General features: G+C 46.5%; 13 protein-coding genes. 1 reads left to right on the top strand and 12 read right to left on the bottom strand.

Annotated features, from left to right (window positions below; all coding sequences use genetic code 11):
* Positions 1–90: 90 nt before the first annotated feature.
* The 12 genes from ACOJUO_RS06705 to ACOJUO_RS06650 form a co-directional block, all read right to left on the bottom strand.
* Entirely contained in the window at positions 91–1881 is a 1791-nt protein-coding gene (locus ACOJUO_RS06705) for an F-box/WD repeat-containing protein (RefSeq protein WP_422139330.1), read from the bottom strand.
* Between the two features lie 144 nt (positions 1882–2025).
* Complete coding sequence (locus ACOJUO_RS06700) at positions 2026–3696, bottom strand: F-box/WD repeat-containing protein (protein ID WP_422135961.1); 1671 nt, start codon at positions 3694–3696, stop codon at positions 2026–2028.
* Positions 3697–3832: 136 nt separating this feature from the next.
* Positions 3833–5497, bottom strand: coding sequence for an F-box/WD repeat-containing protein (locus ACOJUO_RS06695; RefSeq protein WP_422139329.1), 1665 nt, complete (start codon positions 5495–5497; stop codon positions 3833–3835).
* 136 nt (positions 5498–5633) lie between these two features.
* A complete protein-coding gene (locus ACOJUO_RS06690; protein ID WP_422139328.1) occupies positions 5634–7295 on the bottom strand; it encodes an F-box/WD repeat-containing protein in 1662 nt (553 codons plus the stop codon).
* Positions 7296–7427: 132 nt separating this feature from the next.
* Positions 7428–9107, bottom strand: coding sequence for an F-box/WD repeat-containing protein (locus ACOJUO_RS06685; protein WP_422139327.1), 1680 nt, complete (start codon positions 9105–9107; stop codon positions 7428–7430).
* Positions 9108–9229: 122 nt separating this feature from the next.
* Positions 9230–10987, bottom strand: a complete 1758-nt coding sequence (locus tag ACOJUO_RS06680; protein WP_422139326.1) for an F-box/WD repeat-containing protein — start codon at positions 10985–10987, stop codon at positions 9230–9232.
* A gap of 133 nt (positions 10988–11120) precedes the next feature.
* Complete coding sequence (locus ACOJUO_RS06675; RefSeq protein WP_422139325.1) at positions 11121–12797, bottom strand: F-box/WD repeat-containing protein; 1677 nt, start codon at positions 12795–12797, stop codon at positions 11121–11123.
* A gap of 133 nt (positions 12798–12930) precedes the next feature.
* Positions 12931–14607, bottom strand: a complete 1677-nt coding sequence (locus ACOJUO_RS06670) for an F-box/WD repeat-containing protein (protein WP_422135955.1) — start codon at positions 14605–14607, stop codon at positions 12931–12933.
* A 133-nt stretch (positions 14608–14740) separates the two neighbouring features.
* Entirely contained in the window at positions 14741–16396 is a 1656-nt protein-coding gene (locus ACOJUO_RS06665) for an F-box/WD repeat-containing protein (protein WP_422139324.1), read from the bottom strand.
* A 133-nt stretch (positions 16397–16529) separates the two neighbouring features.
* Positions 16530–18185 (bottom strand): F-box/WD repeat-containing protein, encoded by a 1656-nt coding sequence (locus tag ACOJUO_RS06660; RefSeq protein ID WP_422139323.1) that lies wholly within the window; start codon positions 18183–18185, stop codon positions 16530–16532.
* A gap of 133 nt (positions 18186–18318) precedes the next feature.
* Positions 18319–19974: an F-box/WD repeat-containing protein gene (locus ACOJUO_RS06655; RefSeq protein ID WP_422135952.1), complete on the bottom strand. Its 1656-nt coding sequence runs from the start codon at positions 19972–19974 to the stop codon at positions 18319–18321.
* A gap of 133 nt (positions 19975–20107) precedes the next feature.
* Complete coding sequence (locus ACOJUO_RS06650; RefSeq protein WP_422139322.1) at positions 20108–21754, bottom strand: F-box/WD repeat-containing protein; 1647 nt, start codon at positions 21752–21754, stop codon at positions 20108–20110.
* A gap of 376 nt (positions 21755–22130) precedes the next feature.
* Between ACOJUO_RS06650 and ACOJUO_RS06645 the strand changes: the two genes are divergently transcribed.
* On the top strand, positions 22131–23333 hold the full coding sequence (locus ACOJUO_RS06645) for a hypothetical protein (protein ID WP_422135950.1): 1203 nt from the start codon (positions 22131–22133) through the stop codon (positions 23331–23333).
* Positions 23334–23439 lie beyond the last annotated feature (106 nt).

Genomic DNA, 23439 nt, shown 5'->3' with positions numbered 1-23439 from the left:
CAAAAAACCACCACTCGCTTTGCTCGGTCATTTCTGCAAAAACACGTCTAATGTCGCCTGCCGTTATCAGGCTTTGTACTCATACAATCATCAATCGTTCCCCTGTAGTTCAGTGATTTTCACCTTGTAATCTTCTTCACTGGCGGTCAATAGATGTCGGCTATCGGCGCTGAAGGTGGCTGAGAAGAGGCTTGCATTGTGTTGAATGGTGGCTTTTTCTACCCATGTTCCATCCCTTCTCAGGCCATAAATTTTTGCCTTTCTGTCATGACTGGCGGTCACCACAAGGCAACCATCGGCACTAAAGTTGGCTGACAGGATATAACCTTTGTGGACAATGGTGGCTTTTATTACCCATGAACCATCTTCCTGCAGGCCATAGATTTTTGCTGTGTGATCCAGATTGACGATTGCCAGATGTCGGCTATCGGCGCTGAAGTTAGCCGAGTCGATCGGCTGTGTGAAGGTAAAGCTGCCTTTTTCTAACCATTTTCCAGCGGCATTCCGGGTATAGATTTTTGCCGTATTATCACCATCAATGGTCACCACATGGCGGCTATCGGCGCTGAAGTTGGCTGAGAAGACCACAACATCATGCTTAATCAGGGCTGTTTGTTTCCATGATCCATCGGACTGCAGGCCATAGATTTTCGCCGTGCAATCTCTACTGGCAGTTGCCAGGTGGCAGCTATCGGCGCTGAAGTTGGCAGACTCGACCCTGCCTATGTGTAGAGGAGGGTCATTTTTTACCCATGATCCGGCGGCCCCCAGACTGTAGATTTTCAGACCGTCTCCTATAATACAAACCGCCAGATGACGGCCATCGGAGCTGAACCTGGTCACAACGATAAGTCTCTCATCGATAGTGCCCTCTATTTCCCATGATCCATCTTCCGACTGACTATGGATCCCCAACACACCATCGCCGAAGGTGAACACATGGCGCCCATCAGCGCTGAAGTCGGCTGAAATGATTGATTTTTCATGGAAAATGGAGGCCTTCAGATCCCATGACCCATCGTCCTCCAAACCATGGATTGTCGCTGTTTGTTTTAGACTGGCGGTTAACAGATGGCGGCCATCGGGGCTGAAGGCGGCTGAAATGAGCCAGTCTCTATGGGTAATGGTGGTTTTTTCTTCCCATGATCCATCATCCTTCAGGGCGTAGATTTTCGCTGTGTGATCTTTACTGGCGGTTACCAGATGGCGGCCATTGGGGCTGAAATTAGCTAGAGAAACCTTATCATTATGGAAAATGGTGGTTTTTGGTTTCCATGTTCCATCGTCCTCCTGACCATAAACTTTCGCGGTATTATCATCACTTCCGGTCACCATATGGCGACCATCGGTGCTGAAGGTGGCCGTGTTGACTATTGCACCATGGGTGATTTCGATTTTTTCCACTAACTTGAATTTTTCACATCGAGACATCAGTTTACTGTTGGTGAAAAAGAGTTGAGCAGGAAAAAAAGTACTTTCTTTTTGTGTTAAAAGTGACTCGATAGTGTCCTTATTTGCAAACGGCATCAACCAATCACGGAGTTGTTGCTCATCTGTTGTTTTGACGAGGGTGTTCAGTGGATTTTGGTATTCTGAAGGAAATCGGCGGTACCATGCTCTTTCCAGAGCTTTTTCTTCTTTAACAAGATCGCGAAGGTATTTGCATGTCTTTGCTAAACGGGTAATCTCGCGAAAACCCAAATAGCGAACAATCATAGATTTTTGTTCGTCGGGCAAATAGAAGAATAAAGATTGCGTTTGGTTGTAGACAGTAACGTCTCTGCCTGTACTGACAGCCGTCGTCGTTCCTTCCATTGGAGGTCGCTCAGGTATTGACGAGAGTGAACCGTCATTGCTGGAATTGTTGTTCAAAGGGACCATGAGTAGCTCCTCCAGAGTCAATATTTATCCTCACATAGAAAAGGACATTCAAAATGGCTTCGTTCTAAATAGAGTCGGTTTTGTAATGGAAGTTCAAAATATTGAGTTAAGAAAAAGAAGAGTCCTGACCCGGGAAAAATACGCTCATTCGATCATCAATCGTTCTTCCATTAGTTCAGTGATTGTCGCCGTGTGATCATTACTTATGGTCAACACATTTCGGCCATCGGGGCTGAAGCTGACTAAGTAGACCGCAGCCCTGTGAGAAATGATGGCTTTTTCCCCCCATGATCCTGTGGGTTCCAGACCATAAATTTTCGCTGTTTTGTCATCACTCGCGGTCACTACCAGGCAGCTATCGGGACTGAAGCTGGCTAATTTGACCTCCTTATCGTGGTAAACAGTGGCTTTTACATCCCATGATCCATCAGCCTGCAGGCTATGAATTTTTGCCGTGTTATCCTCACTGGTGGTCACCATATGGATGCTATCAGGGCTGAAGCTGGCCGATGTGATCTGGGCGTTATGGGCAAAGGTGTATTCTTCTTTCCATGAACCATCGGTTTGCAGGCCGTGGATTTTTACCGTCTTGTCACTGATGGTCACAACATGGCCGCCATCGGGGCTGAAGGTGGTGGATTCGACCCAATTATCATGGGGAATGATGGCCGTTTTGTCCCATGATCCATTGGCCTGCAGGCCATAGATTTTTGCCTCGCAATCGACACCAGCGGTCACCACAAGACTGCCATCGGGGCTGAAGGTGGCCCTCACGACTGCAAGTGATTCGTTATGAGGAATGGTGGTTTTTACTTTCCATGAGCCATCGTCCTCCTGACCATAGATTGTCACAGTCTTGTCTCCACCTGAGGCCGACAAATGACTGCTATCGGGGCTGAAGCTGGCCCATTTGACCGGTGAATTATGCCAGATAGTGTATTTTGCTTCCCATGATCCATCGGTTTTCTGGCCACAGATTTTCAACGTTCTATCCAAACTGGCGGTCAATAAGTAGCGGTCATCAGTGCTGAAGCTGGCTGAACTGACAACAAAATCATGGTGAATGGTGGCTTTTACTTTCCACGATCCATCGTCTTCCAGAACACAGATTTTCGCTTGGTCGTCGGTACCTGCCACCATTTGATGACCATCGGCGCTGAAGCTGGTTGAGAAGACAAAACCTTCATTAGCAATGGCAAGTTTTGCTTCCCATGATCCATCGGTCTTCTGGCCAGTTATTTTCACTGCATCAAAGTCGGCAGTTACCACATGGCAGCTGTCAGGGCTGAAGGAGGCTTTTCGGATAGCCCCGGTATGGGGGATTTCGATTTTTTTCACCGGGTTGAATGTTTTACATTCAGACATCAGTTTACTGCTAGTGAAAAAGAGTTGAGCAGGAAAAAAAGTACTTTCTTTTTGTGTTAAAAGTGACTCGATAGTGTCCTTATTCGCAAACGGCATCAACCAATCACGGAGTTGCTGCTCATCTTTTGTTTTGACGAGGGTCTTCAGTGGATTTTGGTATTCTGAAGGAAACCGGCGGTACCATGCTCTTTCCAGAGCTTTTTCATCTTTAACAAGATCGCGAAGGTATTTGCATGTCTTTGCTAAACGGGTAATCTCGCGAAAACCCAAATAGCGAACAATCATAGATTTTTGTTCGTCGGGCAAACAGAAGAATAAAGATTCATTTTGGTTGTAGACAGTAACGTCCCTGCCTGCACTGACAGCCGTCGACGTTCCTTCCATTGGAGGTCGCTCAGGTATTGACGAGAATGGACCGTCATTGCTGGAATTGTTTTTCAAAGGGTTCATGTCGGGTTACTCCAAAGCTCCACAGCCAGTATTTATGCTCGCTTGAAGAAGGCATTCAAGCTTGATTAGATTCTGTTGCAGTTAGAGTCGATTTTGTAATGGAAGTTCATAACATTAATGTCAGTGAAACAATCAATCACCAATCATTCTTCTGTAGTTCAGTGATTCTTGCTTTGTTATCTCTGGAAACGGTCATCACAGTTCGGGCATCGGCGCTGAAGCTGGCTGAGACAACCTCCCCGTTGTGAGGAATGATGGCTTTTTCCCGCCATGATCCTGTGGGTTCCAGACCATAAATTTTCGCTGTTTTGTCATCACTCGCGGTCACTACCAGGCAGCTATCGGGACTGAAGCTGGCTAATTTGACCTCCTTATCGTGGTAAACAGTGGCTTTTACTTCCCATGATCCATCAGCCTGCAGGCTATGAATTTTTGCCGTGTTATCCTCACTGGTGGTCACCATATGGATGCTATCAGGGCTGAAGCTGGCCGATGTGATCCGGGCGTTATGGGCAAAGGTGTATATTTCTTTCCATGAACCATCGGTTTGCAGGCCGTGGATTTTTACCGTCTTGCCACTGATGGTCACCACATGGCCGCCATCGGGGCTGAAGGTGGCGGATTTGACCCAATTATCATGGGGAATGATGGCCATTTTGTCCCATGATCCATTGGCCTGCAGGCCATAGATTTTTGCCTCGCAATCGACACCAGCGGTCACCACAAGACTGCCATCGGGGCTGAAGGTGGCCCTCACGGCTGCAGATGATTCGTTATGAGGAATGGTGGCTTTTACTTTCCATGAGCCATCGTCCTCCTGACCATAGATTGTCACAGTGTTATCTCCATCTGAGACCAACAAATGGCTGACATCGGCACTAAAGCAGGCCGATATGATCGGAGAATTATGCCAGATAGTGTATTTTGGTTCCCAGGATCCATCGGTCTCCCGGGTGCAGATTTTCACCGTCATATCCAAACTGGCGATCAATAAGTAGCGGTCATCAGGGCTGAAGTTGGCTGAGCTGAGCGGAAGTCCATGGGAAATGGTGGTTTTTACTTTCCACGATCCATCGTCCTCCAGAACACAGATGTTGTTCGTACGGCTACCAGCGGTCACCATTTGATGACCATCGGCGCTGAAGGTGGCTGAGAAGACAGCACCTTCATTAGGAATGGCGAGTTTTGCTTCCCATGATCCATCGGACTTCTGGCCAGTTATTTTCACTGCATCAAGAAAGGCGGCAGTTACCACATGGCAGCTATCAGGGCTGAAGGAGGCTTTTCGGATAGCCTCGGTATGGATGATTTCGATTTTTTTCACCGGGTTGAATGTTTTACATTGAGACATCAGTTTACTGCTGGTGAAAAAAAGCTGATGAGGAAAAAAAGTACTTTCTTTTTGTTTTAAAAGTGACTCGATGGTGTCCTTATCTGCAAATGTCTTCAACCAATCACGGAGTTGTTGCTTGTCTTTTGTTCTGATGAGAGTCTTCAGTGGATTTTGGTATGCTGAAGGAAACCGGCGGTACCATGCTTTTTCCAGAGCTTTTCCTTCTTTAACAAGATCGCGAAGATATTTGCATGTCTTTGCTAAACGGGTAATCTCGCGAAAACCCAAATAGCGAACAATCATAGATTTTTGTTCGTCGGGCAAACAGAAGAATAAAGATTCATTTTGGTGATAGACACTAACGTCCCTGCCTGCACTGACAGTCGTCGACGTTCCTTCCATTGGAGGTTGCTCAGGTATTGACGAGAATGGACCGTCATTGCTGGAATTGTTTTTCAAAGGGTTCATATCGGGTTACTCCAAAGCTCCACAGCCAGAATTTATGCTCGCTTGAAGAAGGCATTCAAGCTTGATTAGATTCTGTTGTAGTTAGAGTCGATTTTGTAATGGAAGTTCATAACATTAAGGTCAGTGAAACAATCAATCACCAATCATTCTTCTGTAGTTCAGTGATTCTTGCTTTGTTATCTCTGGAAACGGTCATCACAGTTCGGGCATCGGCGCTGAAGCTGGCTGAGACAACCTCCCCGTTGTGAGGAATGATGGTTTTTTCCCGCCATGATCCACCAACCTGCAGGCCACTGATTTTCGCCGTGTTATCATCGCTGGTGGTTACTACATGGAGGCAATCAGCGCTGAAGTTGGCAGAGTTGACGGTCCCGCTGTGGTGAATGCAGGCTTTTTCTTCCCATGGCCGATTGAGCTTGTGGCTATAGATTTTCGCCGTGCTATCAGCACTGGCGGTCACCAGATGGCGGCCATCAGCGCTGAAGTTGGCTGCCCAGACCGCACCATCATGATGAATACTGGTTATTTCTTGCCATGATCCATCGGCTTGCAGGTCACAGATTTTTGCCGTGCTATCTAAACTGGCGGTCACCAGATGGCAGCTATCGGTGCTGAAGTTGACACAGGTGATTGTGCTCTTGTGTTGAAGCGGGGCTTTTTTTACCCATGATCCAGCGGCCCCCCGGGCATAAATTTTTAGAGTGTAATCTACACCGAGGATCACCAGGTGTCGGCCATCGGGACTGAGCCTGGCCGAAGTGACATAACGTTCATGAACAGTGTCCTCCAGTTTCCATGAGTTATCGTCCCACTGACTATGGGTCTTCACTGTTCTATCCCCACTGACGGTCACCACATGGCGGCCATCGGCACTGAAGTTGGCCAAATGAATCAATTTATCATGGGAAATGGTGGCTTTTACTTTCCATGATCCATCGTCCTCCAGACCATAGATCTTTGCTGTTTTATTGTGACTGGCGGTTAAGAGATGGCGGCCATCGGCGCTGAAGGTGGCTGAAATGACCCAATTATTATGGGTAATGGTGGTTTTTAATTCCCATGATCCATCGTTCTCCTGAACATATACTTTGACTGTTTTATCGGCACTGGCGGTCATCAGGTGGCGGCCATCGGCGCTGAAGTTGGCTGAAATGAGCAAATCTTCATGGGTAATGGTGGTTTTTGATTGCCATGATCCATCGTCTTGCTGAGCATAAATTTTCGCTGTTTTATCGGCACTGGCAGTCACCAGATGGCGGTCATCGGGGCTGAAGGTGGCCGTCTTGACTTTTCCAGCGTGGGTAATTTCGGTTTTATCCACAAACTTAAATTTTTCACACTGAGACATCAGTTTACTGTTAGTGAAAATTAACTGAGCAGGAAAATAAATACTCTTTTGTTGTTTTAAAAGTGACTCGACAGTGGCCCTGTCGGCAAACGGCTTTAACCAATTACGGAGTTGCTGCTCATCTTTTGTCCTGACAATGGTCTTTGGCTGATATTGGTAGGGTGAAGGAAACTGGCGATACCAGGCTCTTTCCAGAGCTTTATTGTTTTCAACAAGATCGCGAAGATATTTGCATACCTTTTTTAAACGGGTAATCTCGCGAAAACCCAGGTAGCGAATAATTTTACGCTGTGTTAACTCGGGTAAATTCAGGAATGCACTTTGATTTTCCTCGTAGACAGTTACTTCCTTACCTGCACTGAAACCTGTTGGTACTCCCTCCTGTTGAGGTTGCACAGGTCTTGGCAAGAGTGAATTGTCAATGCTGGCATTGCTGTTTATTGGGTCCATGCCCGATTTCTCTTTAGCTCCAAAGTCACTACTTACTCCCTGTCTGGAAAGGACATTCGAAATTGATTCGATCTGTTTGACCCGGTTTTATAATGGAAGTTCAAAAGAGTGAGCTATAGGCTCATTCGATCATCAATCCTTCTTCCATAGTTCAGTGATTCTCACCTTGTCATCGTCACTAACGGTCACCACATGTCGGCTATCGGCGCTGAAGTTTGCTGAGGTGACTGCATAATCGTGTTGAATGATGGCTTTTTCCAGCCATGATCCACCCGGTTGCAGGCCACTGATTTTCGCTGTGTCGTCATCACTGGTGGTCACAACGTGGAGGCCATCGGTGCTGAATGTGGCTGAGTTGACAATATCGTCATGAACAATTGTGGCTATTTCTTGCCATGATCCATCGGCCTGCAGGTTACAGATTTTCGCCGTGTTATCATGACTGGCGGTGACCAGATGGCGGCTATCGGCGCTGAAGGTGGCTGAGATAACAGATCGGTCATGATCAATTGTGACTATTTTCTTCCATGATCCATCGTCTTGCAGGCTAAAGATTTTCACTTTGCCATCCCCGCCGGCGGTCGCCAGGTGGCAGCTGTCGGCACTGAATTTGGCAGAGGCGGTGGTACTGTACACAAGGGAGTTTTTTTCTACCCATGACCCAGCAGCCCCCTGAACATAGATTTTTTGAACTGTATCTTCACCGAAGATCACCAGATGGCGGCCATTGGGGCTGAGATTGGCCGATCTGATAAATCTTTGATGAATAGTGTCCTCTACTTCCCATGATCCATCGTCCCCCTGGCTAAGGATTTTCACCTCATCACTTCCGGTGATCACCGCATGACGGCTATCAGCACTGAAGGAGGCTGAAAGGACCGGGATAGTATGGGTAATGGTGGTTTTTATTTCCCATGATCCATCCTCCTCCAGACCATAGATTTTCGCTGTTTTATCGTTACTGGCGGTGACCAGAAGACGGCCATCGTCGCTGAAGGTGGCTGTATTGATCTTGCAAGTGTGGGTAATGGTGGCTGTTATTTTCGATGTTTCATCGTCTTCCAGACCATAGATTCTTGCTGTTCTATCGACATTGACGGTCACCAGATGGTGGCCATCGTGGCTGACGTTGGCAGAGAGGACACTAGGATCATGGGAAATGGCGACTTTTGGTTCCCATGATCCATCGTCTTTCTGAACATAGATTTTCACTGTTCTATCGCGACGGTTCATCTGGTAGAAGTGATCGTGACCGGTGGTCACCAGATGGCGGTCATCGGGGCTGAAGGTGGCCGACTTGACTCTGTCTCTATAGGGGATTTCGGCTTTATCCACTAACTTGAATTTTTTACATTGAGACATCAGTTTACTGTTGATGAAAAGTAACTGAGCAGGAAAATAAAGACTCTTTTGTTGTTTTATGAGTGACTCGACAGTGCCCCTGTCCGCAAACGGCTGCAACCAATTACGGAGTTGCTGTTCGTCTTTTGCCCTGAGGATGGCCTTAAGTTGAAATTGGAACGGCGAAGGAATCTGGCGATACCAGGCTCTTTCCTGAGCTTTATCGTTTTCAACCAGATCGCGAAGCTGTTTGCACACCTGTTTTAAACGGGTAATCTCGCGAAAGCCCAGATAGCGAATAATTATACGCTGTGTTATTTCCGGTAAATTCAGGAATGAACTTTGATTTTCCTCGTAGACAGTCACTTCCTTACCTGCACTGAAACCTGTTGGTACTCCCTCCAGCTGAGGTTGCTCAGGTGTTGGTGAGAGTGCATTGTCAATGCTGGCGTTGCTGTTTACTGGGTCCATGCCTGATTTCTCTTAAACTCCAAAGTCACAACTTATCCCTGCCTGGAAAGGACATTCGAAATTGATTCGATCTGTTTGACCCGGTTTTATAATAGAAGTTCAAAAGAGTGAGCTATAAGTACCTAACCAGTTGGTTTCGCATATTCTGGACGGCGGCTTTTTCCATCCTTCTGCGTTCCAACTCTGGTTGCGTAGCCGAGGCTACGCGCGTTCTTCCATAGTTCAGTGATTCTCATTTTGCGATCGTTAGTGACGGTCACCACATGTCGGCTATCGGCGCTGAAGATGGCTGAGATGACTTCAATATTATGTTGAATGATGGCCTTTACCCGCCATGATCCACCCCGTTGCAGGCCACTGATTTTTGCCGTTTTATCACAGCTGGTGGTCACAACATGGAGACCATCGTTGCTGAATGTGGCTGAGCGGACAGAGTCGTCATGAACAATTGTGGCTGTTTCTTTCCATGATCCATCGGCCTGCAGGTTACAGATTTTTGCCGTGTTATCATTGCTGGCGGTGATCAGATGGTGGCTATCGGCGCTGAATCTGGCTGAGCGGACAGAATCGTCATGAACCAATGTGGTTATTTCTTGCCATGATCCATCGTCCTGCAGGTTACAGATTTTCACTGTGCGATCAAAACTGGCGGTTGCCAGGTGACAGCTATCGGCACTGAAAATGCAAAAAGTGATGCTACATCCGTGTTTGAGGCTGAGTTTTTCTACCCATGATCCAGCAGCCCCCTGACCATAGATTTTTAGAACAAAATTTACATATAAGATCATCAGATGACGGCCATCGGGGCTGAGCTTGGCCGTAATGGTAGATATTGCATGACTTGGACGACCTGCATGAATAGTGTCCTCTAGTTCCCATGATCCATCGTTAACCTGACTAAGGATTTTTATCTTATTATCCCAGCCGATGGCCACCAGATGACGGCCATCAGCACTGAAGGTGGCTGAAAGGACATAGTGAGTATGAGGAATGGTGGCTTTTATTTCCCATGATCCATCCTCCTTCAGACCATAGATTTTCGCTGTTTTATCCTTACTGGCGGTGACCAGATGACGGCCATCGGCACTGAAGGTGGCTGTATTGATCTGGTGAGTATTGGTAAAGGTGGCTTTTACATTCGATGTTCCATCGTCCTCCAGACCATAGATTGTTAAAGTTTTATCGACATTGACGGTCACCAGATGGCGGCCATCGGGGCTGACCCTGGCCAAGAGGAAGCTGTGATCATGGGAAATGGCGACTTTGGGTTGCCATGATCCATCGTCTTTTTGAACGTAGATTTTCACTGTTTTATCGAAACTGGCAGTCACCAGATGGCGGCCATCGGGGCTGAAGGTGGGCATCATGACTTGGGATCTATGGGAGATTTCGGCTTTTTCCACTAACTTGAATCTCTCACATTGAGACATCAGTTTACTGTTGATGAAAACTAACTGAGCAGGAAAATAAAGACTCTTTTGTTGTTTTATGAGTGACTCGACAGTGCCTCTGTCCGCAAACGTTTGCAACCAATTACGGAGTTGTTGTTCATCCTTTGCCCTGATGAGAGTCTTCAGTGGATTTTGGTATGCTGAAGGAATCTGGCGATACCAGGCTCTTTCCTGAGTTTTATCGTTTTCAACAAGATCGCGAAGCTGTTTGCACACCTGTTTTAAACGGGTAATCTCGCGAAAGCCCAGATAGCGAATAATTATACGCTGTGTTAATTCGGGCATATTCAGGAATGAACTTTGACTTTTCTCGTAGACAGTCACTTCCTTACCGGCACTGAAACCTGTTGCTGCTTCCTCCGGCTGAGGTTGCCCAAGTGTTGGCAAGAGTGAATTGTCAACGCTGGCATTGCTGTCTATTGGGTCCATGCCTGATTTCTCCTAAGCTTCAAAGTCAGTACTTATCCCTGCCTGGAAAGGACATTCGAAATTGATTTGATCTGTTAGACCCGGTTTTGTAATGGAAGTTCAAAAGAGTGTGGTCAGTGGAATGATTCGGTCATCAATCGTTCTTCCACAGTTCAGTGATTCTCACCTTGTAATCGCCACTGACGGTCACCACATGTCGGCTATCGGCGCTGAATATGGCTGAGGTGACTGGATTATCATGTTGAATGATGGCTTTTACCCGCCATGATCCACCCGCTTGCAGGCCACTGATTTTCGCCGTGTTATCAGCACTGGCGGTCACCACATGGAGGCTATCGGGGCTGAAGTTGGCTGAGTGGACAGAATCGTCATGAACAATTGTGGTCATTTCTTTCCATGATCCATCAGCCTGCAGGTTACAGATTTTCGCCGTGTTATCATCGCTGGCGGTGACCAGATGGTGGCTATCGGCGCTGAATGTGGCTGAGCGGACAGAGTCGGCATGAACCATTGTGGTTATTTCTTGCCATGATCCATCGTCCTGCAGGTTACAGATTTTCACTGTGCCATCAGAACTGGCGGTTACCAGGTGACAGCTATCGGGACTGAATTCGTAGCAAGTGAGGCGACTTCTGTGTTTAAGGCTGAGTTTTTCTACCCATGATCCAGCAGCCCCCTGACCATAGATTTTTAGAACAAAATTTACATATAAGATCATCAGATGACGGCCATCGGGGCTGAGCTTGGCCGTCATGATAGATATTGCATAACTTGGACGACCTGCATGACTAGTGTCCTCTAGTTCCCATGATCCATCGTTAACCTGACTAAGGATTATTATCTTATTATCCCAGCCGATGGCCACCAGATGACGGCCATCGGCACTGAAGGTGGCTGAATGGACCCAGTAAGTATGGGGAATGGTGGCTTTTATTGCCCATGATCCATCCTCCTCCAGACCATAGATTTTCGCTGTTTTATCGTTACCGGCGGTGACCAGATGACGGCCATCGGCACTGAAGGTGGCTGTATTGATCTTGTGAGTATTGGTAAAGGTGGCTTTTACATTCGATGTTCCATCGTCCTCCAGACCATAGATTGTTAAAGTTTTGTCGACACTGACGGTCACCAGATGGCGGCCATCGCGGCTGACGTTGGCAAAGAGGACACTACGATCATGGGAAATGGCGACTTTGGGTTGCCATGATCCATCGTCCTTCTGAACATAGATTTTCACTGTTTTATCATAACTGGCAGTCACCAGATGGCGGCCATCGGGGCTGAAGGTGGGCATCATGAGTTGGAATCTATGGGAGATTTCGGCTTTATCCACTAACTTGAATCTCTCACATTGAGACATCAGTTTACTGTTGATGAAAAGTAACTGAGCAGGAAAATAAAGACTCTTTTGTTGTTTTATGAGTGACTCGACAGTGCCCCTGTCCGCAAACGGTTCCAACCAATTACGGAGTTGCTGCTCGTCTTTTGCCCTGAGGATGGCCTTTAGTTGAAATTGCCAGGGTGAAGGAATCTGGCGATACCAGGCTCTTTCCTGAGTTTTATCGTTTTCAACAAGATCGCGAAAATGTTTGCACACCTGTTTTAAACGGGTAATCTCGCGAAAGCCCAGATAGCGAATAATTATACGCTGTGTTATTTCCGGTAAATTCAGGAATGAACTTTGACTTTCCTCGCAGACAGTCATTTCCTTACCTGCACTGAAACCTGTTGGTGCTTGCTCCTGCCGAGGTTGTCCAAGTGTTGGCAAGAGTGAACTGTCAATGCTGGCATTACTGTCTATTGGGTCCATGCCTGATTTCTCCTAAGCTCCAAAGTCAGCACTTATCCCTGTCTGGAAAGGACTTTCGAAATTGATTTGATCTGTTTGACCCGGTTTTATGATGGTAGTTCAAAAGAGTGGGGTCAGTGGAATGATTCGGTCATCAATCGTTCTTCCATAGTTCGGTGATTCTCACCTTGTGATCGTCACTGACGGTCACCACATGTCGGCTATCGGCGCTGAATATGGCTGAGGTGACTGTATTATTATGTTGAATGATGGCTTTTACCCGCCATGATCCACCCCGTTGCAGGCCACTGATTTTTGCCGTTTTATCACAGCTGGTGGTCACAACATGGAGACCATCGTTGCTGAATGTGGCTGAGCGGACAGAGTCGTCATGAACAATTGTGGCTGTTTCTTTCCATGATCCATCGGCCTGCAGGTTACAGATTTTCGCCGTATTATCATTGCTGGCGGTGATCAGACGGTGGCTATCGGCGCTGAATCTGGCTGAGCGGACAGAATCGTCATGAACCAATGTGGTTATTTCTTGCCATGATCCATCGTCCTGCAGGTTACAGATTTTCACTGTGCGATCAAAACTGGCGGTTGCCAGGTGACAGCTATCGGCACTGAAAATGCAACAAGTGATGCTACATCCGTGTTTGAGGCTGAGTTTTTCTACCCATGATCCAGCAGCCCCCTGACCATAGATTTTTAGAACAAATTGTTCATATAAGATCATCAGATGACGGCCATCGGGGCTGAGCTTGGCCGTAATGATAGATATTGCATGACTTGGACGACCTGCATGAATAGTGTCCTCTAGTTCCCATGATCCATCGTTAACCTGACTAAGGATTTTTATCTTATTATCCCAGCCGATGGCCACCAGATGACGGCCATCAGCACTGAAGGTGGCTGAAAGGACATAGTGAGTATGGGGAAAGGTGGCTTTTATTGCCCATGATCCATCCTCCTCCAGACCGTAGATTTTCGCTGTTTTGTCCTTACTGGCGGTGACCAGATGACGGCCATCGGCACTGAAGGTGGCTGTATTGATCTGGCGAGTATTGGTAAAGGTGGCTTTTACATTCGATGTTCCATCGTCCTCCAGACCATAGATTGTTAAAGTTTTATCGACATTGACGGTCACCAGATGGCGGCCATCGGGGCTGACCCTGGCCAAGAGGAAGCTGTGATCATGGGAAATGGCGACTTTGGGTTGCCATGATCCATCGTCTTTTTGAACGTAGATTTTCACTGTTTTATCGAAACTGGCAGTCACCAGATGGCGGCCATCGGGGCTGAAGGTGGACATCATGACCTGGGATCTATGGGAGATTTCGGCTTTTTCCACTAACTTGAATCTCTCACATTGAGACATCAGTTTACTGTTGATGAAAACTAACTGAGCAGGAAAATAAAGACTCTTTTGTTGTTTTATGAGTGACTCGATAGTGCCCCTGTCCGCAAACGTTTGCAACCAATTACGGAGTTGTCGTTCATCCTTTGCCCTGAGGATCGCCTTTAGTTGAAATTGCCAGGGTGAAGGAATCTGGCGATACCAGGCTCTTTCCTGAGTTTTATCGTTTTCAACAAGATCGCGAAGCTGTTTGCACACCTGTTTTAAACGGGTAATCTCGCGAAAGCCCAGATAGCGAATAATTATACGCTGTGTTAATTCGGGCATATTCAGGAATGAACTTTGACTTTTCTCGTAGACAGTCACTTCCTTACCGGCACTGAAACCTGTTGCTGCTTCCTCCGGCTGAGGTTGCCCAAGTGTTGGCAAGAGTGAATTGTCAACGCTGGCATTGCTGTCTATTGGGTCCATGCCTGATTTCTCCTAAGCTTCAAAGTCAGTACTTATCCCTGCCTGGAAAGGACATTCGAAATTGATTTGATCTGTTAGACCCGGTTTTGTAATGGAAGTTCAAAAGAGTGTGGTCAGTGGAATGATTCGGTCATCAATCGTTCTTCCACAGTTCAGTGATTCTCACCTTGTAATCGCCACTGACGGTCACCACATGTCGGCTATCGGCGCTGAATATGGCTGAGGTGACTGGATTATCATGTTGAATGATGGCTTTTACCCGCCATGATCCACCCGCTTGCAGGCCACTGATTTTCGCCGTGTTATCAGCACTGGCGGTCACCACATGGAGGCTATCGGGGCTGAAGTTGGCTGAGTGGACAGAATCGTCATGAACAATTGTGGTCATTTCTTTCCATGATCCATCAGCCTGCAGGTTACAGATTTTCGCCGTGTTATCATCGCTGGCGGTGACCAGATGACGGCCATCGGCGCTGAAGGTGGCTAAACAAACGAGATCGTCATGAACCATTGTGGCTATTTCTTGCCATGATCCATCGTCCTGCAGGTTACAGATTTTCACTTTTCCGTCCCGGCCGGCGGTTGCCAGGTGGCGGCTATCGGCACTGAATTTGACTGAGGCAAAGCCCTCGTATTGAAGGGTGTTTTTTTCTACCCATGATCCGTTAGCCCACTGACCATAGATTTTTAGAACAAAATGTTTAACGAAGATTACCAGATGAAGGCCATCGGGGCTGAGCTTGGCCAAAATGATAGAACTTTCACGAATAGTGTCCTCTACTTCCCATGATCCATCTTCCCCCTGACTAAGGATTTTCGCTTTATGATCCATACTAACGGTCACCAGATGGCGGCCATCAGCAGTGAAGTTGGCTGGAAGGACCCAGCAAGTATGGGTAACGGTGGTTTTTATTTCCCATGATCCATCCTCCTCCAGACCATAGATTTTCGCTGTTCTATCGTTACTGTTGGTTACCAGATGACGGCCGTCGGCGCTGAAGGCGGCTGAATTGACTCGGCGAGCATGGGTAATGGTGGCTTTTATTTTCGATGATCCATCGTCCTCCAGACCATAGATTCTTGCTGTTCTATCGACATTGGCGGTCACCAGATGGCGGCCATCGCGGCTGACGTTGGCGAAGAGGACACTGTGATCATGGGAAATGGCGACTTTTGGTTGCCATGATCCATCGTCCTCCTGAACATAGATTTTCACTGTTTTATCGAAACTGGCAGTTATCAGATGGCGGTCATCGGGGCTGAAGGTGGCCGTTTTGACTCTGTCTCTATGGGGGATTTCGGCTTTATCCACTAACTTGAATTTTTTACATTGAGACATCAGTTTACTGTTGATGAAAAGTAACTGAGCAGGAAAGTAAATACTTTTTTGTTGTTTTATGAGTGACTCGACAGTGCCCCTGTCCGCAAACGGTTCCAACCAATTACGGAGTTGCTGCTCGTCTTTTGCCCTGAGGATGGCCTTTAGTTGAAATTGGTAGGGTGAAGGAATCTGGCGATACCAGGCTCTTTCCTGAGCTTTATCGTTTTCAACAAGATCGCGAAGATATTTGCATACCTTTTTTAAACGGGTAATCTCGCGAAAGCCCAGATAGCGGATAATTATACGCTGTGTTAATTCGGGTAAATTCAGGAATGAACTTTGACTTTTCTCGTAGACAGCCACTTCTTTACCTGCACTGAAACCTGAAGCTGCTTCCTCTAGCTGAGGTTGCTCAGGTTTTGGCGAGAGTGAATTGTCAGTGCTGGCATTGCTGTTTATTGGGTCCATGCCTGAGTTCTCTTAAGCTCCAGAGTCACTACTTATCCCTGCCTGGAAAGGACATTCGAAATTGATTTGATCTGTTTGACCCGGTTTTATAATGGAAGTTCAAAAGAGTGGGGTCAGTGGAATGATTCGGTGATCAATCGTTCTTCCATAGTTCGGTGATTCTCACCTTGTGATCGTCACTGACGGTCACCACATGTCGGCTATCGGCGCTGAAGATGGCTGAGGTGACTGCACAATCATGTTGAACAATGACTTTTTCCAGCCAGAATCCACCGGCCTGCAGGCCAATGATTTTGGCCGTGTTATCTTCACTGGCAGTCACCACATGGAGACTATCGGGGCTGAATGTGGCTGAGTGGACAGAATCATCGTGAACAATTGTGGTCATTTCTTTCCATGATCCATCAGCCTGCAGGTTACAGATTTTCGCCGTGTTATCATCGCTTGCGGTGACCAGATGGCGGCCATCGGCGCTGAAAGTGGCTAAATAGACGGGATCGTCATGAACCATTGTGGCTATTTCTTGCCATGATCCATCGTCCTGCAGGTTACAGATTTTCACTTTGCCGTCCCAACCGGCGGTTGCCAGGTGGCGGCTATCGGCACTGAATTTGATAGAGGCAAAGCTCTCGTATCGAAGGGTGCTTTTTTCTACCCATGGTCCAGCAGCCCCCTGACCATAGATTTTTAGAACAAAATCTTTAACGAAGATCACCAGATGACGGCCATCGGGGCTGAGCCTGGCCAAAATGATAGAACTTTCACGAATAGTGTCCTCTACTTTCCATGATCCATCGTCCCCCTGACTAAGGATTTTCACCTTATGATCCCTACTGACGGTCACCAGATGGCGGCAATCAGCAGTGAAGTTGGCTGGAAGGACCCAGCAAGTATGGGTAATGGTGGTTTTTATTTCCCATGATCCATCCTCCTCCAGACCATAGATTTTCGCTGTTCTATCGTTACTGGTGGTGACCAGGTGTCGGCCATCGAGGCTGAAGATGGCTGAATTGAATCGGCGAGCATGGGTAATGGTGGCTTTTATTTTCGATGATCCATCGTCCTCCAGACCATAGATTCTTGCTGTTCTATCGACATTGGCGGTCACCAGATGGCGGCCATCGCGGCTGACGTTGGCGAAGAGGACACTATGATCATGGGAAATGGCGACTTTCGGTTGCCATGATCCATCGTCCTTCTGAACATAGATTTTCACTGTTTTATCAAAACTGGCAGTTATCAGATGGCGACCATCGAGGCTGAAGGTGGCCGTTTTGACTCTGTCTCTGTGGAGGATTTCGGCTTTATCCACTAACTTGAATTTTTTACATTGAGACATCAGTTTACTGTTGATGAAAAGTAACTGAGCAGGAAAGTAAATACTTTTTTGTTGTTTCAGGAGTGACTCGACAGTGTCCCTGTCCACAAACGGCTTCAACCAATTACGGAGTTGTTGCTCATCTTTTGTCCTTACGATGGTCTTTGGCTGATATTGGTAGGGTGAAGGAAACTGGCGATACCAGGCTCTTTCCTGAGCTTTATCATTTTCAACAAGATCGCGAAGATATTTGGATACCTTTTTTAAATGGGTAATCTCGCGAAAGCCCAGATAGCGAATAATTATACGCTGTGTTAATTCGGGTAAATTCAGGAATGAACTTTGACTTTTCTCGTAGACAGTCACTTCCTTACCTGCACTGAAACCTGATGCTGCTTCCTCTAGCTGAGGTTGCTCAGGTTTTGGCGAGAGTGAATTGTCAATGCTGGCATTGCTGTTTATTGGGTCCATGCCTGATTTCTCTTAAGCTCCAGAGTCGCTATTTATCTCTGCCTGGAAAGGGCATTTAAAATTGATTCGATCTGTTTGACCCGGTTTTATAATGGAAGTTCAAAAGAGTGAGGTCAGTGGAATGATTCGATCATCAATCCTTCTTCCGCAGTTCAGTGATTCTCGCGATGCAATCTTCAGTGACGGTCACCACATGTCGGCTATCGGCGCTGAAGATGGCTGAGGTGACTGCACAATCATGTTGAACAATGACTTTTTCCAGCCAGAATCCACCGGCCTGCAGGCCAATGATTTTGGCCGTGTTATCTTCACTGGCGGTGACCACATGGAGGTCATCGGCGCTGAAGTTGGCTGAGTTGACCGCCCCCCTGTGGGTAATACAGGCTCGTTCTTTCCATGATCCATCGTCCTGCAGGCTGTAGATTTTGGCCGTGTTATCTTTACTGGCGGTCACCACATGGCGGCAATCGGCGCTGAAGTTGGCTGAGAAGATCCGACCGTCATGACAAATCCTGGTTATTTCTTTCCATGATCCATCGTCCTGCAGGTGACAGATTTTCACCGTGCGATCTAAACCGACGGTTACCAGATGGCAGCTGTCGGTGCTGAAGTCGGCAAAGTTGACTAGTCTCTTGTGCCGGAGAGTGCCTTTTTTTACCCATGATCCAGCGGACCCCTTACCATAGATTTTCACAACTTCATCTACATCGGAGATCACCAGATGATGGCCATCGGAGCTGAGCTTGGCCGAAGTGATTTTTCCATCATAAACACTGTCTTTTACTACCCATGAGCCATCATCCATCTGACTGGAGATTTTCACACTAGCCCCATCGAAGGTCACCAGATTGTATCCATCAGCGCTGAAGGTGGCTGAAAAGATCATCCAATCATGGGAAATGGTGTTTTTTATTTCCCATTGTCCGTCTCCGTTCAGACCATAGATTTTTGCTGTGTCACAATCACTCATAGTTATCAGATGTTGGCCATCGGGACTGAAGTTGATTGCATTGCCAAAGCCAAAATGGGGAATGATGGTTTTTTCTTCCCATGATCCATCGTCGGCCAGGCAAGAGATTACCGCTATGTTGTTGTAGCTCATGGTTACCAGATGGCGGCCATCGGGACTGAATTTGGCTGCAAGGACCTTGTCCCTATGGAAAATGGTGGCTACTGGTTCCCATGATCCATTGTCTTGCTGAGCATAAATTTTCGCTGTTCTATCGTTACTGGCGGTTGCCAGATGGCGATCATCGGGGCTGAAATTGAGCATTCTGACTTCTCCATAATGGATAATTTCGAGTTTTTCCACTAACTCGAATTTTTCGCATTGAGACATCAGCTTACTGTTGATAAAAAGTAACTGAGCAGGAAAGTAAATACTTTTTTGTTGTTTTAAGAGTGACTCGACAGTGTCCCTATCCGCAAACGGCTTCAACCAATTACAGAGTTGTTGCTCATCTTTTGTCTTGATAATGGTCTTTGGCTGATATTGGTAGGGTGAAGGAAACTGGCGATACCAGGCTCTTTCCTGAGATTTATCATTTTCAACAAGATCGCGAAGATATTTGCATACCTTTTTTAAACGGGTAATCTCGCGAAAGCCCAGATAGCGGATAATTATACGCTGTGTTAATTCGGGCAAATTCAGGAATGAACTTTGACTTTTCTCGTAGACAGTCACTTCCTTACCGGCACTGAAACCTGTGGGTACTTCCTCCTGCTGAGGTTGCTCAGGTGTTGGCGAGAGTGAATTGTCAATGCTGGCATTGCTGTTTATTGGGTCCATGCCTGATTTCTCTTAAGCTCCAGAGTCGCTATTTATCTCTGCCTGGAAAGGGCATTTAAAATTGATTCGATCTGTTTGACCCGGTTTTATAATGGAAGTTCAAAAGAGTGAGGTCAGTGGAATGATTCGATCATCAATCCTTCTTTCGCAGTTCAGTGATTCTCACCTTGTTATCTTTAGTGACGGTCACCAGATTTCGGCTATCGGTGCTGAAACTGGCTGAGGTGACTTTATTGTTGTGTTGAATGGTGGCTTTTTCCCGCCATGATCCATCGAGTTGCAGGCCACTGATTTTCACCATGTTGTCATCACTGGCAGTCACCACATGGAGGCAATCGGCACTGAAGTTAGCTGAGTTGACCGCCCCTTTGTGGGTAATACAGGCTTGCTCTTTCCATGACCCATCGTCCTGCAGGCTATAGATTTTCGCCGTGTTATCTTTACTGGCGGTCACCACATGGCGGCAATCGGCGCTGAAGTTGGCTGCGAAGACCTCACTATCATGATGAATCCTGGTTATTTCTTGCCATGATCCATCGTCCTGCAGGTGACAGATTTTCGCCGTGCGATCACTACTGGCGGTTACCAGATGGCAGCTGTCGGCGCTGAAGCTGGTAGAGTTGATCAGGCCCCTGTGACTAAAAGTGGCTTTTTTTACCCATGATCCAGCGGCCCCCTGACCATAGATTTTTACACCTGCAGCTAAACCGGAGATCACCAGATGATGGCCATCGGAGCTGAGCCTGGCCGAAGCGATATATCTTTCATGAATAGCGCCCTCTACTGCCCATGAGCCATCGTCCAACTGACTACTGACTTTCACGCTATCCACACTGACGGTCACCAGATTGCACCCATCAGCGCTGAAGGTGGCTGAAGTGATCATTCCTTTATGGGAAATAGTGTTTTTTACTCCCCATTGTTCATCTTCGTCCAGGCCATAGATTGTCGCTGTGTTATCGTCACTGGCGGTTACCAGATGTTGGCCATCGGGACTGAAGTTGACTGAATAGCTCCAGCCATAATGGCCAACGGTGGTTTTTTGTTGCCAGGATCCATCGTCTCCCAGACGATAGATTTTCGCTGTTTTATCGTAACTGACGGTTACCATATGGCGGTCATCGGGGCTGAATTTGGTTGAGGCGACAACACCCTTATGGGAAATGACGGCTTTTGGTTCCCATGATCCATCGGTTTTCTGGTGGTAGATTTTCGCTGTTTTATCGTCACTGGCGGTTGCCAGATGGCGTTCATCGTGGCTGAAGTTGACTGTCTGGACTTTTTTATCATGGATAATTTCGATTTTTTCCACTAACTTGAACGTTTTACATTGAGACATCAGTTTACTGTTGATGAAAAATAACTGAGCAGGAAAATAAATATTCTTTTGTTGTTCCATGAGTGACTCGACCGTGCTCATATCCGCAAACGCCTGCACCCAATTACGAAGTTGTTGCTCATCTTTTGTCCTGACGATGGTCTTTAGTTGAGATTGAAAGGGTGAAGGAAACTGGCGAATCCATGCTCTTTCCAGCGTTCTATTATTTTCAACAAGATCGTGAAAATATTTGCATACTCTTTTTAAACGGGTAATCTCGCGAAGACCCAAATAGCGAAAAATCAGGGACTTTTCTAAATCGGGCAGATCAAAGAATGGAGATTTACTTTTCTCATAGACAATCACTTCCCTGCCGATACTGAAACCTGCAGGTGCTTCCTCCCGCTGTGGTTGCTGAGGTGTTGAACTGTCATTGCCGGAATTGATGTTTAAAGGGTTCATATCGGGCTCCTCCAAAGCGCCTGAGTCAGTTTTAATCCTTGCTCAGAAAGGGTAATCAAAATTTGTTCAATTCTGATGGAGTTGGAGTCGGTTTTATAATGGAGGTTCATAACATTAAGGCCAGCGAAACTGACAAAAAAAACAGAGTCCTGATTCGTGAAAATGATAGAAAGGTATTTTTTTATTAAGATCGTGAAAATATTTGCATACCCTTAGGCTTTCAAATGGTCTGTTTATATTTTTTACCTGAATGCCCGTATTCATGACTTGGGTGCAATTCCGTACATTAAAAATGCCGCACTTTCCCGGGAACATTTTATTTTCTGCCATGTCTAAATTACGTGTCCTGAATTATCCAGCTTTCGAAGGTGAAAAATTGAAAAAGACATGGAAACCATCCGGTATAAGAAAATATCTGGTGGGTTCGCTGTTCTGCTTTGTTTCAAGCGCTATTGCCAGTTCTGAACCGAGTATTGACGCTGTGCTTGCGGAATTGAATTCAAGGACAGAACCTGTGAACTATCAAAAAGTCAGGCGTCTGGCTGGCGGGCGCGGCCCCATTTACTCCATTGATCAGTACCCTGGTTATATTCTGAAAATCGACCGGGGAAATTTAGGTCGAGTGCTCTCTGCCAGGTCATTTTTTGAGGCTTTTGGCTTGAAACACCTGTTTGTTCCACAAATGCTCCCAATGATCGTAGGTGGTCAGCCGATGTTGCTTACAGAGCGGGTCAACATACCAACAGATAGTTTTGCAAACTATATGGAGTACAGTCTGAACCGCAAAGGTTATAGTGATGCTATTAAGGATCTGACGGCGCTGGCCTGCATGAGGGGTATTCCTGACTTTACCATTAATGGAATGCTGACAGGAGAGCGTATTCGTTACGATAATATTCCTCCTTTTCAAACAGTGGATAACAATGGCAATACTCAATACAAGGTCGCTATGATTGACCTTGATTATTACGATGACACTGTACCCGTCCGCCGCCCCCCTGCATTAGAGACTGTTCGCGAAGTTGCGGAAGCTTTTCCCTGGGCTTTGGACGATATTCTGGAAATCGCTTCCTATCATCAAAGCTGCTTACTGACAGGTGATGAGATCCGTTGGTTGCGTGATTTCGCTTATCAGCAGTCAATCAGAAGGTACACAATGTATGAAGAATATCATGATTATCTGTTAGCCAAAGGCATTAATCCGATGTCAGCTTCCGTGCACCTGGATACACTCTATCAGGAACCCGGGGCGTTCAAACTGACATTGAGGCACGACTATGATCCAGAGGTTTTTAATCTGGCAGAGGCTGTTTACAATACAGCGAAAGAGAAAATGCGAGTTAAGAAAAAACAGAATGTTAAAGGCTATGCTGCCCGTATCAGCTACGTGAACAGTTGTGCCCTTGAATACCTGAGATATATTCAACAGCAGTATATAGATGCCTATATGGATTACAATAAGGGTATTGAACAAGGTAATGAATTATTGTTGAAAGCAGTTGCTTTATTAGAAGAAAACAAACTGATTTACAGAGCATCTGTTGATCGGAATCGAATGGATATGCTGATTTATTTTTGAGTCGGTTTTATAACGGAGGTTCATAACATTAAGGCCAGCGAAACTGACGAAAAAACAGATTCCAGATTCGTGAAAATGATAGAAAGGTATTTTTTCATTAAGATCG

It is taken from the genome of Endozoicomonas sp. ALC020 (genome assembly GCF_049275935.1).
Taxonomy (GTDB): domain Bacteria; phylum Pseudomonadota; class Gammaproteobacteria; order Pseudomonadales; family Endozoicomonadaceae; genus Endozoicomonas_A.
The sequence above is the reverse complement of the archived record's forward strand: the minus strand, read 5'-3'. Positions and strand labels throughout refer to the sequence as shown.